Origin of the sequence: Burkholderia sp. Se-20378, assembly GCF_017104665.1 — a bacterium.
Classification (GTDB): domain Bacteria; phylum Pseudomonadota; class Gammaproteobacteria; order Burkholderiales; family Burkholderiaceae; genus Burkholderia; species Burkholderia lata.
In genome coordinates, this window is the sequence record NZ_JAAGPG010000217.1 from 1 (window position 1) to 13,885 (window position 13,885).

Genomic DNA, 13,885 nt, shown 5'->3' on the forward strand with positions numbered 1-13,885 from the left:
TGCTCTTCCGTGCGCGCTGCTCGCGCAGGAGCCGCTGGCACTGGCGGACGTACGGCGCGCCGCATGGGTCTTGCCGCCGGCCGGCAGCGTGCTGCGCCACCGCTTCGAACTCGTGTTCCAGCGCGCGAGCCTCGCGCCGCCGGCGAACCTCGTCGAAACGTCCGCGCTGCTGTTCATCACGCAGTTGCTCGAACAGAGCGACATGATCGCGGTGCTGGCCGAGGACGTCGCGCGCTACTACGCGCGGCACGGAATCGTGACGGTGCTGCCGCTGGAGATGGATTGCCGGATGGACGATTTCGGGATCATCACGCGCACCGACCGGCTGCATTCGCCGGCCGTCGCGGTGATGGCCGATGCAATTCGTGCGGCTGCGCGGGAGGTGTACGGCGTCGCGCTGTGACGCTGACGCCAACGCCGGGTTCGCGACGTCCTGGCCGCTGCCGTTTCCTGATCGCCCGGCACGCATGCGCATCGAGCGACGCGCATGCTGCCGCCATGATGCGTCACACCCAGGGCTGCGCAAGCCCTTCGGTCTGCAACGCCCGCTGAATCGCCGGGCGCGCGAGCACCCGCTGCAGATAGCCGCCGAGTACCGGACGCTGGCGCGCCGGCTCGGCAAAGCCGCGCGTCCAGCGGCACAGCATCAGCGCATACGGATCGAGCACCGTGTAATGCGCGCCGAGCAGCCACGGGCCGCCGCTCGTTTCCAGTTGACGGTCGAGCTGATCCAGCAGCGCCGCGATTTTCGCTTCCGCGTGCGCCTTCACCTGTGCGGCGCCCGCCGCATTGCCCACATCGACCCAGCGCTCCGGATAGAAATACGCGATCAGCGTCGTCTGGAGCGTGTTGGTGAGCCACATGAGCCACTTGTAGAACTGCGCGCGTTCCGGTGTGCCGAGTGCGGGCGCAAGCCGCTGCTCGGGATGCGTATCGGCAAGATGCAGGCAAATGGCGGCGGCTTCGTACAGCACCAGGTCGCCGTCGATCAGCACCGGGATGAGCCCGTTCGGATTGAGCGCGAGGTAGTCCGGCGACTTGTGCTGGTCGTGCGTGCGGTCGACGAATTCGAGTTCGAACGGCTTGCCGATTTCTTCCAGCACGAAGTGCGGCGCCATGCTGGCATTGCTGGGGTAGTAGAAGAGCTTCATCGTCGATTTCATTCAGGCGGGTGTCGGCGTCACGCGGCGGCGAACTCGATCACCGGTTCGCAGCGGATCGGGAAATTGACCGAGTTCGCGATATAGCACTTCGCGTGCGCATCATGATGCAGATGTGTCGCCCGCTCGCGATCGTCGCCGGCCTGGATCGTCACGCGCGGACGCAGCACGATTTCCGTGAAGCGGCCCGGCTCGGTGCGATCGACCATCGTGCCTTCCGCATCGTCGACATAGGCAAGCACGCGAATGCCCGCATCGGAACACAGATGCAGATACCAGAGCTTGTGACACGCCGATGCCGACGCCAGCAGCAGGTCTTCCGGATTCCAGCGCGCGGCATCGCCGCGAAACGCCGCGTCCGACGAACCGGGAATGTCCGGCTTGGAGCCGGCCCGGATCAAATGATCGCGGCCGTACTCGCGATACCCCGACGTGCCGGTGCCGCGATTGCCCGTCCACTCTACTGCGACGCGATACTTGTGTTCGCCAGATGCCATCTCGCTCTCCATTGATGTGGGTTGCTTCGGCCGGGCCGGATGTCGTTATACGAAGCCCGCCTGCGCTCGCCATTTTGGCACCGGATTCCCATTTGGTATACCATTATTCCAAATTGACGGAACCTGCAGGCATGGAAGCCAAACTCGATTCCACGGCGGACGCCGTGGCCGCCTCGTTGCGGGACATGATCATCAACGGCGAACTGGAAGCCGGCGAGCGGCTCGTCGAACGCGACCTGGCCGACCGGTTCGGCATCAGCCGGATTCCGATGCGCGAGGCGATCCAGCGCCTGGAGCGCGAAGGCCTGCTGGACATCTTCAGGAATCGCGGCGCCGTCGTGCGCATGCTGAGTGCATCGGACGTGCAGGAAATCTACGACCTGCGCGCGCTGCTGGAAGGCGACGCGATCTACCGGAGCGTGAAGCGGCTCGACGACGAGACGTTGGCACGCGCCGAGCTCGTCCATCGCCTGCTCGGCGATGCGGCCGTGCCGCGCCGGCAGGGCGAACTGAACCGCGAATTCCACGCGCTGCTGTATTCGTGCTGCGGCAACGCGCGGCAGTTGAAGACGATCGCGGAGCTGCGCAGCCAGGTCGAACGGTACGAACGCCTGCAGACCACGCTGCTCGCGGATACGCCATCGTTCCAGGTCGAGCACGAGGAGATCCTGCAGGCGTGCCGCAAACGCAATGCGCGTGCGGCTCGTTCGATGACGGTCGCGCATCTCGAATCGGCCAGGCGCATCGTGCTGCGGCTCGTGGAAGGCGGTTGAGGCGGGCTGTACGTTTGCCGTTTGGCGTTTGGCGTTTGGCGTTTGGCGTTTGGCGTTTGGCGTTTGGCGTTTGGCGTTTGGCGTTTGGCGTTTGGCGTTTGGCGTTTGGCGTTTGCCGTTTGCCGTTTGCCGTTTGCCGTTTGCCGTTTGCCGTTTGCCGTTTGCCGTTTGCCGTTTGCCGTTTGCCGTTTGCCGTTTGCCGTTTGCCGTTTGCCGTTTGCCGTTTGCCGTTTGCCGTTTGTCTCTCGCCGTCTGCTGCCCCGGAGCGCAAACCCATGCCTGGTCGAGATGATCACGAGGGCGGCTTCAACGTACGCGCCCCCGCCACGCATCAAGCCGACCCCGTCGCGCTCCCGTCTGGCGCACGACCAGTCGTACCCCGCACCACCAGCTTCGGCAGCGACGCGGTACGCACGCGTGACACTGCGTCGCTCCGATCACCCGCCTCGCGCAGCGCATTCAGTAGTTCAACCGCCAGCCCGGCGGCCTCGGCGGTCGGAATCGCGACGGTTGTCAGCGTGGGCCGCGTGTCGCTGGCCAGATGAATGTCGGTAATCCCGACGATCGACAGATCATCCGGTACACGCCTGCCGCGATCGGCGGCCGCATGCATCGCGCCGATCGCGGGCAGGTCGTTGGTCGCGACCAGCGCGGTCAACTGCGGATGTGCATCCAGCAACCGCCCCGCCGCGCGCACGCCGCCTTCGATCGAATCGGGCTCGGCCGCAACGATCGACGCATCGAGCCCTGCTTCGCGCATCACGTCGACGAAGCCGTCATAACGCGCCGCCTGCACGCCGCTCGCCGACCCGCCGACGATCACGCCGATGTGCTCGTGGCCCAGCTCGAGCAGGTGCCGCGTCGCGATCCGCCCTGCCTCGCGAAAATCGATCGCCACGCACGGCAACCCGTCGGGTGGCGCCTCGGGCCGCTCCCACAGGCACAGCACGACCGGCACGCCGCGCGCCGCCACGTCGAGCAGATCCGGCAGATGCAGGTTCGCATTGGTCACGAGAATGCCTTCGGAGATCGTGCCGGCGATCTGGTCGAGATACGCACGCCCCTGCAACGGATCTTCGTTCGTATTGCAGACGATCAGGAACTGCCCGTTGCGCCGCACCGCGCGCTCGACCGCCAGCGCGAACTCCGGATAAAACGGGTTTGCGATGCTCGACACCATCAGCGCGACCGTCGGCGCGCGCCCTTCCGCCAGCGCCCGCGCGGCGAGATGCGGCCGATACCCGAGCGCCTGCACGGCTTCGAGCACCCGCGCACGCGTCGCCTCGCCCACCCGGCCGCGGTCGCGCAGCACGTTCGACACGGTTGCGGCCGTCACGCCGGCGCGGCGCGCCACTTCATCCAGGGTTGCCATCGATTACTCACTATATGAGACGTCTATCCAGTATTTGCTTCGCTCACCGAAGCGGCGCACTATCGCCGCACACCCTGCCGCCCGACCGACGGGCGCGACTCGGCCGCGATCGCATCGCCTCTTTTTTTGATCGCGATGATTAAGCGCTTAATCAATGATGAAAGCGCATTAGAACATGGAGCGGAGACAATGGCGAGCATCTCGATGCGACGCGTGCAGAAAGCCTATGGCGATCACGCGCCGGTCATTCGCGACGTCGATCTGGAGATCGGCGCGCACGAGTTCTGCGTGTTCCTCGGGCCGTCCGGATGCGGCAAGTCGACGTTGCTGCGGATGATCGCCGGGCTCGAGGACCTGAGCGCGGGCGAACTGTCGATCGACGGCCGCCGCGTCGACGACGTGCCGGCCGCCGAGCGCGGCGTCGCGATGGTGTTCCAGAGCTATGCGCTGTTTCCGCACATGACGGTCTACGAAAACATGGCGTTCGGGCTGAAGCTCGCGCGCGTGCCGAAGGCCGAGATCGACCGGAAAGTACGCGACGCCGCGCGCATCCTGCAGCTCGACACGCTGCTCGATCGCAAGCCGAAGGCGCTGTCGGGCGGGCAACGGCAGCGCGTCGCGATCGGCCGCGCGATCGTGCGCGAACCCGGCGTGTTCCTGTTCGACGAGCCGCTGTCGAATCTCGACGCGGCGCTGCGCGGCCAGACCCGCATCGAGATCGCGCGGCTGCACCGGCAGTTCGAACGCGCAAGCGTCGTCTACGTGACGCACGACCAGACCGAAGCGATGACGCTCGCCGACAAGATCGTGCTGCTGCACGCCGGCGCCGACACCGCGCAGCACGGCAGCATCGCGCAGGTCGGTGCGCCGCTCGACCTCTACCACCACCCGGCCAGCCGTTTCGTCGCGGGCTTCATCGGGTCGCCGCGCATGAACTTCCTGCCGGCCGTCGTGACCGCCTGCGATGCGCATCGCACGACCGTCACGCTCGCGCCGTCCGGCGAAACCTTCGTACTGCCGCGCGACGGCTCCGCGCTCGGCGCAGGCGCCACCGTGACGCTCGGCATCCGCCCCGAACACCTGACGCTCGGCGCCGCGCACGACGCGACGGCGCTCGCACGCGACGTCGCGCTCGTCGAACGCCTGGGCGAACAGACCTACGTGCACCTCGACCAGCCCGGCGGCAACTCGCTCATCGCGAAGGTGCCCGGTGACGCGCAGGTGCGCAGCGGCGAACGCGTGCTCGTGCATGCGCCGGCCGCGGCCTGCCACCTCTTCACCGAAGACGGCCGCGCGGTGCCCGCGTGCGCCGACGTCCACGTTCACCACTACGCATAAGGATCGGGCATGCGCCTCGGAGTCTGTTACTACCCGGAACACTGGCCGGAAACGATGTGGGCCGACGATGCCCGCCGGATGAAAGCGCTCGGCATCGAGCAGGTGCGGATCGCCGAATTCGCGTGGAGCCGCATCGAGCCGTCGCCGGGCGAATACGACTGGGGCTGGCTCGATCGCGCGATCGCCGTGCTCGGCTCGGCCGGCCTCGAGATCGTGATGTGCACGCCGACCGCGACGCCGCCGAAATGGCTGGTCGACCGCCACCCCGACATCCTCGCGATCGGCGCGGACGGCCGGCCGCGCGCGTTCGGCTCGCGCCGCCACTACGACTTCTCGTCGCCGACCTATCTCGAAGCGTCGCGCCAGATCTGCACGGCGGTCGCCGAGCGCTACGGCCGCCACCCGGCCGTGCGTTACTGGCAGACCGACAACGAGCTGGGTTGCCACCAGACGGTCGTCAGCTACTCGCCGGCCGCGCTCGTGCGCTTCCGTGCGTGGCTGAAGGCGCGCTACGGCACGATCGACGCGCTGAACCGCGCGTGGGGCACCGTGTTCTGGAGCATGGAGTATCGCCATTTCGACGAAGTCGACGCGCCCGTCGGCACCGTGACCGAGGCCCACCCGTCGCATCGCCTCGACTACCGGCGCTTCGCGTCCGACGAAGTCGCACGCTATCACCGGATGCAGGTCGACGTGATCCGCGCGCATTCTCCGGGCCGCCCGGTTGCACACAACTTCATGCAGCTGTTCACCGAGTTCGACCATTACGAGGTGGCGCGCGACCTCGACATCGCGACGTGGGACAGCTATCCGCTCGGCGCGCTCGAGGAGCAATGGTTCGCGCCCGACGTGAAGGCGCGCTGGCTGCGCACCGGCCATCCCGATTTCGCGTCGTTCAATCACGACCTCTATCGCGGCATGTCGAAGCTGCCGTTCTGGGTGATGGAGCAGCAGCCGGGCCCGGTGAACTGGGCGCAGTGGAACCCCGCGCCGCTGCCGGGCATGGTGCGCCTGTGGAGCTGGGAAGCGTTCGCGCACGGCGCGGGCTGCGTGTCGTACTTCCGCTGGCGGCAGGCGCCGTTCGCGCAGGAGCAGATGCATGCGGGCCTGCACACCCCCGACGACAAGCTCGACGAAGGCGGCCGCGAAGCGCAGCGCGTCGCGCACGAGATCGCGGCCGTGCACGACGCCGGCGCGGATGCGGATGGCGCCGTGCGCGCCCCCGTCGCGCTGGTCTTCGACTACGACGCGAAGTGGCTGTTCGAAGTGCAGCCGCAGGGCGCCGATTTCCATTACCCGCGCTTCGCGTTCGAGTACTACTCGGCGCTGCGCGCGCTCGGCTTCGACGTCGACATCGTTTCCGCGCACGCGCCGCTCGACGGCTACCGCCTCGTCGTCGTGCCGCCGCTGCCGGTCGTGCCGGACGATTTCGCCGCGCGGCTCGCCGCATCGGGCGCGCACGCGGTGTTCGGGCCGCGCACCGGCTCGAAGACCGTCGACCTGCAGATCCCGCCGACGCTGCCGCCCGGCCCGCTCGCGTCGATCCTGCCGGTACGCGTGTGGCGCGTCGAATCGCTGCGACCGAACGTGACCGAGCGGATCGACGGCACGCTGCGCGACGGCGCGCCGCTTGCTGGCGATGCGCGCCACTGGCGCGACTTCGTCGAGCTGCACGACGACACGCACAGCACCGTACATGCGCGCTTCGCCGACGGACACCCGGCCTGCGTATCGCACGGCACGCTGCATTACTGGGCCGCGCTGTTCGACGACGCGACCACCGTCCGGCTGTTCGCCGATGCTGCAGTTGCAGCCGGCCTCGCGCCGACGCCGCTCGGCGACGGCGTGCGCGTAAGCCGACGCGGCGGCCTGACCTACGTTTTCAACTATGGCGACACGCCGCACACGATCGACGCGGTACCGCCGTCCGCGTTCGTGCTCGGCACTGCGCAAGTCGGGCCGCAAGACGTGGCCGTGTATCGAAGCCGTTCGTAGCAACCGTCGCCGGCGCCACGACGCGCCGGTCACGCACAACGACACCCAGAACTGGAGACACGTATGACACATCGCCCCCTTCGCGTCGCCGCCCGGCTCGCCACGGCCGCCGCTGTCGCACTGGCATCGCTCGGCCTGACGGCGCCCGCCGATGCCGGCACGCTGACGATCAACATCGCGTTCAAGGGCGCGAGCCAGCGCGCGGTCTGGCAGTCGACGCTCGACGCGTTCCGCAAGGCGCATCCCGACATCGACGTGAAGGCGACCTTCGTCGACGAGGAAGCGTACAAGGTGCAACTCCCCGCATGGCTCACGACCGTCGCACCGGACGTCGTGAACTGGCATGCGGGCGAGCGGATGGCGTACTACGCGAAGCGCGGGCTGTTCGAGGACCTGAGCGGCGACTGGGCGAAGAACAGCTGGGGCGCGATGTACGCGTCGACGCGCGACGCATCGTCGTACAACGGCAAGCAGTACGCGGCGCCGACCGTCTACTACTCGTGGGGGCTGTTCTACCGCAAGGACCTGTTCCACAAGGTCGGCATCGCCGACGAGCCGAAGACGTGGGACCAGTTTCTCGACGCGTGCAAGAAGCTGAAGGCGGCCGGCATCACGCCGATCGCGATCGGCGGCCGCGACGCGTGGACGCTTGCCGGCTGGTTCGACTATCTCGACCTGCGCCTGAACGGCAACGCGTTCCACCAGCAGTTGATGGCCGGCGACGTGCCGTACACCGACCCGCGCGTGAAGAAGGTCTACACGACGTGGAAATCGCTGATCGACGCGGGCTACTTCATCGATAACGCGCTGTCCTACGATCTCGACGGCGCGCAGCCGTTCCTGTTCCAGGGCAAGGCCGCGATGATGCTGATGGGCACCTTCATCGCGGCCGGCTTCCCTCCGAACGTGAAGCAGGAAATGGGCTACTACCGCTTCCCGATCATCGACCCGAAGGTGCCGACCGCCGAGGACGGCCCGGTCGAATCGCTGCATATCCCGACGAAGGCGAAGAACAAGGCCGACGCGCACACGTTCCTCGCGTTCGTCGAAACGCCCGAGATGGGCGCGAAGCTCGCGGAGGGGCTCGGTTCGCTGTCGGCCAACAGCAAGTCGCCGGAGCCGGCCGATCCGATCTCGCGCATCGGCTTCCGGATCCTCGCCGACACGAAGGGCGGCGTCGCGCAGTTCTACGATCGCGACATGACGAAGGAAATGGCCGACGAGGGGATGAAGGGCATGCAGCAGTTCCTCGCGAATCCCGCGCAGCTCGATACGGTGCTCGCGCAACTCGAGCAGACACGCAAGCGGATCTACAAGAAGTGACTGCGTGACCCAACCGGCGGCCCCGCGCCGCCGCGCTCGTTCAGGAGGCTTGCCGTGTCCAGTCCGATCACGTCCACCCCGCCCGCCGGCGCGGGCGCCGCGCCGCCGCCACGCGGTGCATCTGCTGCCACCGCACTGCCGGCACGCCGCCCGTCGCCCGCCGTGCGACGGCAGCAACGCGCCGCGTGGCTCTTTCTCGCGCCGGCCTGCGCGATGGTTGCCGTCTATGTGATCTGGCCGATCCTGTCGACGCTGTGGCTGAGCCTGTACAACTGGGACGGGATGACCGAGCGCACCTTCGTCGGTCTCGCGAACTATGTGGAGTTGCTGCATGCGCCGACGTTCTACACGGCGCTGCGCAACAACGTGATCTGGCTCGCGCTGTTCATGCTCGCGCCGCCGCTCGGCCTCGCGCTCGCGTTGTACCTGAACCAGGCAGTCGGCGGCATCCGGCTCGTGAAGTCGCTGTTCTTCGCGCCGTTCGTGCTGTCCGGCGTGGTCGTCGGCCTGATCTTCTCGTGGTTCTACGATCCGACCTTCGGGCTGCTCGCGCTGATCGCCGGGCACGGCATCCCGGTGCTCGGCGATGCACGCTACGCGACGTTCGGCATCGTGTTTGCCGCGCTGTGGCCGCAGACCGCGTACTGCATGATCCTGTATCTCACCGGCCTCACGTCGCTCAACCCGGAACAGATCGAAGCCGCACGGATGGAAGGCGCGCGCGGATTCGCGCTGCTGTGGCATGTCGTGCTCCCGCAGTTGCGACCGACCACCTTCATGGCGATCGTCGTCACGGTGATCGGCGCGCTGCGCAGCTTCGACCTGATCTCGGTGATGACGAGCGGCGGCCCGTTCGAGAGCTCGACCGTGCTCGCGTATTACATGTACGACCAGGCGATCAAGTACTACCGGCTCGGCTATTCCGCGTCGATTGCGGTCGTGCTGTTCGCGATCATGCTCGTCTACATCGTGTTCCAGTTGCGCCGCCTGCTGCGCAACGAGCAATAACCTGACCGGTGGCCATCATGTTTCCGACTCCCGTTGCTCAATGGAAGCCTGTCTCGCGCAGGCTGTACAAGCTGTCGTTGCCGGTTGCGCTGCTGATCTGGCTGTTGCCGATGATCGCGGTGTTCGTCACGTCGGTGCGCTCGACCGAGGAACTGGTCGAAGGCCACTACTGGGGCTGGCCACGGCACTTTTCGATGATCGAGAACTACCGCGACGCGCTGACGACGTCGCCGATGCTGCATTACTTCTGGAACAGCGTGCAGATCACGGTGCCGTCCGTGCTTGGCTCGATCGCGCTCGCAGCGATGGCCGGATTCGCGCTCGCGACTTACAAGTTTCGCGGGAGCACGGCACTGTTCGGGACGTTCGTCGCGGGTAATTTCGTGCCGGTACAGGTGCTGATGATTCCGGTGCGGGATTTGTCGCTCAGGCTCGGCGTGTTCAATACGGTCGAGGCGCTGATCCTGTTTCATGTCGCGTTTCAGACGGGGTTCTGCACGCTGTTTCTGCGCAACTTCATCAAGCAGTTGCCGTTCGAGTTGATCGAGGCGGCAAGGATCGAAGGCGCGGGGGAATGGACGGTGTTTTACCGGATCGTGCTGCCGTTGATCCGGCCTGCGTTGGCTGCGCTGGCGATTCTCGTTTTTACGTTCGTGTGGAATGACTACTTCTGGGCGCTGTGCCTGACGCAAGGGGATGAGGCCGCACCGATCACGGCAGGCGTTGCCGCGTTGAAGGGGCAATGGACGACGTCGTGGAATCTCGTGTCGGCCGGGTCGATTCTCGCGGCGCTGCCGTCCGTCGCGATGTTCTTCGCGATGCAGAAGCATTTTGTGGCGGGGCTGACGTTTGGGGCGACCAAAGGCTGAACGCGCAGCTTCGCGTATTCGTATCTCCCCCTCCGCATCGTGAGGTTGCCCGCTTCGGCGGGCTTTTTTTCTAATGCCACGTCGACGATGCGTGATCGTCTACAAAAAGCCGCCGCAGGCCTCGTGAGCACACGGCGGTCTCATGACGATCGTCGACGGTCAAACAACGCTCAGTAGTCCCACACAACAGGAACAAAGCGAAATCCGTCACCAGTCTTCGCAATATGTCCGATGGACGGAAACGCGACATGCGCAGCGGCCAGTAGCGAGCCGGTCTCCGAGGCTTCATTGAACAGCGCGATACGTACGGCGGCAGCCGCTTCAGGGTCATGCTCGAAGCCATTTTGCCACTCGGGATGATCGAAGTTGACTTCGAAAATCGCATCGCCTGCGAACGTGAGCTTTTCGCCGTTCGATGCGACGTCCACGACACAGTGCCCCGGTGTGTGTCCCCCCGTCACGCGCGCCGACACGCCTGCCGCGACTTCCACGGTCTGATCGAATTGCACGATATTTTCGCCGTAGAGTGCCACGAATTTTGCGGCAGCCTTACGGAGTGCCGGAGGCACCGTTTCCGGCATCACCGTCTTGCTGAAATCCGGATTCTTCCAGAACGCCACTTCCGCGGCCGACACGTGAATGCGCACGTCCGGGCGCAGCTTGGCCTTGACGCCGTCGACGTTCAGCCCACCGACATGATCCATGTGCATATGGGTAATCACGATATCGGTGATCGCGGACAAGTCGATGCCGGCCGATTCCAGCCGCATCACCGACTTCCCGGCGCGCGAGAAGTATTCGAAGCCGTCGCCCACGCCGGAGTCGATCAGGATCAGGCGTTCGCCGCTGCGCACGAGCGCGATGTTCAGCGCCCAGTCGAACATGTCGCGTTGCAGGAAGCGACCATCGAACCATGCGTTCCGGTCCGCTTCGCTCACGTTGGTGGACATGGTGGTAGTCGGCAGCGGCAGCACGCCGTCGCTGATCAGCACGACGTCGACGTTACCGACGCGAACGGCGTAGCGGGACGGCACGAGTTCGCCTGAACCGTCCTTGCCAAGGTCGGCGGTAACCGGCTGAACATTACGGGTGGTTTCTCTCATCTTCAATCGTCCTCGTCATCAAGTGGGGAAGCCGCATGGCAGGGTGCGGTTCACGAGCACGAACATGAACGTCGCGTGCTTCGTCTGGCTCGCCTTTCAATTGGCTTGAGACGGATTGTAGTCAGGGGGACGAATGCCGGAAGCACCCGGGACGTGCACATCATGTTGTCCATGCGACAACAATCAACGACGGGTGGGAAACGAGAGGCAACGCGAGTGGCGGACTTGTCGACCAGGTGTTCGATGACAGCGTCGCTTCATAACCGAAGACGGCTTCATGGCGGCGACTCGGGGCTTCGAAGGGTGGTTCGGCGGATCGGGTAGCGAGCGCAAAGAAGCACAGGGAATGGCGACACGGTGCCTGGAATGAACACGGAGGTATCGGACGTGATGCAGTCGGACGTGAATGCGCTCACCCGCGCGCCTGCCCTTGCGAGCCAGGATCTCCTGCGAAATGCGAAGCGGCGTGCCGCCCCTTGGCCGTATTCCACCATTCCGCACCACCTCGCCCCGGCAATCGCCGAAGAGCTTTCCTGCACAGCCGCTCCTACTCGCTCCCCGCCCCCTTGATCCTCAACTGCGCATCGATCGACCCGATGTTCTTCTCGTGAGACACGAGCATCTGCGTGAGCGCATGGTGCATGTCGGGCTGTGCGAGCGTCGGCAGCAACGCCTGCAGCTTCCGCACGACCCACCGCTGCCCACGATTCAAAAATGCCAGCCGCTCCGCCAGATCGTCGATCGCCATCGCCTTCTCATAGAACGCCCCGGTAGCATGCGTCGGCGTCGCATCGAGCGACCGAATCGCATCGACCAGCACCGCACACCAGTGCGCCTCATCCTGCCGAATCGCAGCCACCAGCCGATGAAGTTCAGGATCGTCGATTGCCGCCGCCGTCTCCGATGCAACACGTGCACCTGCGCGTTCGGCTTCCAGCAGTTCATTCAGCAACGCAAGCAACGCGTCGCGCTGCGCATCAGCGGATTCGTCCGCTGCTTTGGCGAGACGGGCGTCGTGCCCGTCGTCGTGGGTCCGGTTCGACATGCGATGTCCTCCGTTCAGGAAGCGTGGCGCACCGGTTCGTCCGGCGTGGTTCCGTCAGGCACTGCTCACACGACGGCGTCCACGCATCACGGCTGACAACAGCGGGGCCACACGAAGAATGGCTCACAGTCTGACATAGCCCCGTGACACGCGCCTCCAGACGGCCCGCTGTGCGTGAGGCGCATCAAGACACACCGCGCAATGCACAAGCCGACATCACGTCCACCCTTCGAGCCTCAACGTCGACCGTACCAACCGCTGCTCCTCCTGCTCGATCTCCCGCAGATACTCGACGCACTGGCGGATATGCTCGCTCGCGGCCTTGCGCGCCTGATCCGGCAACCGCCCCGTCACCGCGTTATAAAGCCGCGCATGCTGCCGATCGATCTGCTTCTTCAACGGCTCGCGGTGATAGAGATTGTTCACCGACGCAAACACCGAACTCAGCAGCAGATCCGTCAACGACTGCAGCGTATTCACGAGCACCGGGTTATGCGAAGCCTCGCAAATCGCGAGATGAAACGCATGATCGAGCTTCGCCCGCGCGGCCGGGTCGAGATCCTGCGCGTCGGCCGCGGTCATCTCCTCATAGCGGCGCTTGATCAGGATGAAATCCGCCGGCGTTCCGCGCAGCGCCGCGAGCCGCGCGGCCTCCGTCTCGAGCATCCCGCGCACCTCGAACAGGTCGTAAAGCGTGCGCGGCTGCGAGCCGAGCAGATGCATCATCGGCGTGATCTCGCGTTGCGGGGTCAGGCTCGCAACGAACGAGCCCTTGCCATGCGTGGTGTCAATGATCCCGCGCGCACGCAGCAGCTTCATCCCTTCCCGCACGGCCGTGCGCGACACGCCGAGCTTCTCGGTCAGCCGCCGTTCAGACGGCAATGCCTGCCCGGCCTTCAGCACGCCATCGACGATCAGCTTCTCGATACGCTCGGCAACGACATCGGCCACGTTCCGCGCCGGGCTCGCTCGATCCTGCATTTCCATACTGGTATGACCACTTCGGAAGGATATCGTCGATTTTCGCATAAACCCTTGTAGATATTCAGTTTTATGGCAATCGATACAGCCGCTTTCCGGGCACCCGATAAAAACTGGTATGACCACATCCGCCACGTCTGGACACGCACGCGCCGCCCGCCAAGAATCCATCCCTTCCGGCGTGCCGCGCCTCGCGCAGCCGCCTGCATGGTGGAGACAACCCCGATGAGTTTCACCTACGACGAACGGATCGACGGCCCGCTGGCGACCGTCGGCCGCGACACACTTGTCGCCGCACTGCACGCTGCGGCGCCCGGCCTCGACGTGCTCCACGAACGCGAGGCGCTCAAGCCGTTCGAATGCGACGGCCTCGCTGCGTACCGCACGGTGCCGCTCGCGGTCGTGCTGCCCGACACGGTCG

General features: G+C 65.7%; 12 protein-coding genes and 2 pseudogenes. 8 read left to right on the forward strand and 6 right to left on the reverse strand.

The genetic code is table 11. The features are described 5' to 3' along the window. Positions 1 to 403, forward strand: a 403-nt coding sequence (locus tag G3N93_RS21705; RefSeq protein WP_241026646.1) for a LysR substrate-binding domain-containing protein, incomplete at its 5' end; no start/stop codon positions are given. 103 nt (positions 404 to 506) lie between these two features. Here the strand turns inward: G3N93_RS21705 and G3N93_RS21710 are convergent. Further along, positions 507 to 1,151 carry a glutathione S-transferase family protein gene (locus G3N93_RS21710; RefSeq protein ID WP_241026647.1) on the reverse strand — a complete coding sequence of 215 codons (645 nt, stop codon included), beginning with the start codon at positions 1,149 to 1,151 and terminating at the stop codon, positions 507 to 509. Positions 1,152 to 1,180: 29 nt separating this feature from the next. Next, on the reverse strand, positions 1,181 to 1,657 hold the full coding sequence (locus tag G3N93_RS21715) for an OsmC family protein (RefSeq protein ID WP_206133926.1): 477 nt from the start codon (positions 1,655 to 1,657) through the stop codon (positions 1,181 to 1,183). 131 nt (positions 1,658 to 1,788) lie between these two features. Between G3N93_RS21715 and G3N93_RS21720 the strand changes: the two genes are divergently transcribed. Further along, on the forward strand, positions 1,789 to 2,430 hold the full coding sequence (locus G3N93_RS21720) for a GntR family transcriptional regulator (protein WP_206133927.1): 642 nt from the start codon (positions 1,789 to 1,791) through the stop codon (positions 2,428 to 2,430). Between the two features lie 331 nt (positions 2,431 to 2,761). Here the strand turns inward: G3N93_RS21720 and G3N93_RS21725 are convergent, their stop codons facing one another. Next, positions 2,762 to 3,802 (reverse strand): LacI family DNA-binding transcriptional regulator, encoded by a 1,041-nt coding sequence (locus G3N93_RS21725; protein WP_206133928.1) that lies wholly within the window; start codon positions 3,800 to 3,802, stop codon positions 2,762 to 2,764. 189 nt (positions 3,803 to 3,991) lie between these two features. Here G3N93_RS21725 and G3N93_RS21730 point away from each other — a divergent pair, with 189 nt between their 5' ends. The 5 genes from G3N93_RS21730 to G3N93_RS21750 all read left to right on the forward strand — a co-directional run bounded on the left by G3N93_RS21730 (position 3,992) and on the right by G3N93_RS21750 (position 10,335). Then, a complete protein-coding gene (locus tag G3N93_RS21730; RefSeq protein ID WP_174940524.1) occupies positions 3,992 to 5,140 on the forward strand; it encodes an ABC transporter ATP-binding protein in 1,149 nt (382 codons plus the stop codon). 9 nt (positions 5,141 to 5,149) lie between these two features. Then, positions 5,150 to 7,135, forward strand: a complete 1,986-nt coding sequence (locus G3N93_RS21735; protein WP_206133929.1) for a beta-galactosidase — start codon at positions 5,150 to 5,152, stop codon at positions 7,133 to 7,135. Between the two features lie 63 nt (positions 7,136 to 7,198). Next, positions 7,199 to 8,458 carry an ABC transporter substrate-binding protein gene (locus G3N93_RS21740; RefSeq protein WP_206133930.1) on the forward strand — a complete coding sequence of 420 codons (1,260 nt, stop codon included), beginning with the start codon at positions 7,199 to 7,201 and terminating at the stop codon, positions 8,456 to 8,458. A 54-nt stretch (positions 8,459 to 8,512) separates the two neighbouring features. Next, entirely contained in the window at positions 8,513 to 9,466 is a 954-nt protein-coding gene (locus G3N93_RS21745) for a carbohydrate ABC transporter permease (protein ID WP_174940519.1), read from the forward strand. Positions 9,467 to 9,483: 17 nt separating this feature from the next. Continuing rightward, the gene (locus G3N93_RS21750) at positions 9,484 to 10,335 is read left to right on the forward strand and encodes a carbohydrate ABC transporter permease (RefSeq protein WP_174940517.1); all 852 of its coding nucleotides are present in this window, start codon (positions 9,484 to 9,486) and stop codon (positions 10,333 to 10,335) included. A 170-nt stretch (positions 10,336 to 10,505) separates the two neighbouring features. Here G3N93_RS21750 and G3N93_RS21755 read toward each other — a convergent pair whose 3' ends face one another. The 3 genes and pseudogenes from G3N93_RS21755 to glcC form a co-directional block, all read right to left on the reverse strand. After that, on the reverse strand, positions 10,506 to 11,438 hold the full coding sequence (locus tag G3N93_RS21755; protein ID WP_206133931.1) for an MBL fold metallo-hydrolase: 933 nt from the start codon (positions 11,436 to 11,438) through the stop codon (positions 10,506 to 10,508). A 547-nt stretch (positions 11,439 to 11,985) separates the two neighbouring features. Beyond that, positions 11,986 to 12,423: pseudogene (locus tag G3N93_RS21760) on the reverse strand (DUF6306 domain-containing protein); the annotation flags it as partial. A 276-nt stretch (positions 12,424 to 12,699) separates the two neighbouring features. After that, complete coding sequence (gene glcC, locus G3N93_RS21765) at positions 12,700 to 13,470, reverse strand: transcriptional regulator GlcC (protein ID WP_206133932.1); 771 nt, start codon at positions 13,468 to 13,470, stop codon at positions 12,700 to 12,702. 219 nt (positions 13,471 to 13,689) lie between these two features. Between glcC and G3N93_RS21770 the strand changes: the two are divergent. Then, positions 13,690 to 13,885 (forward strand): annotated as a pseudogene (locus G3N93_RS21770) (FAD-binding oxidoreductase); the annotation flags it as partial.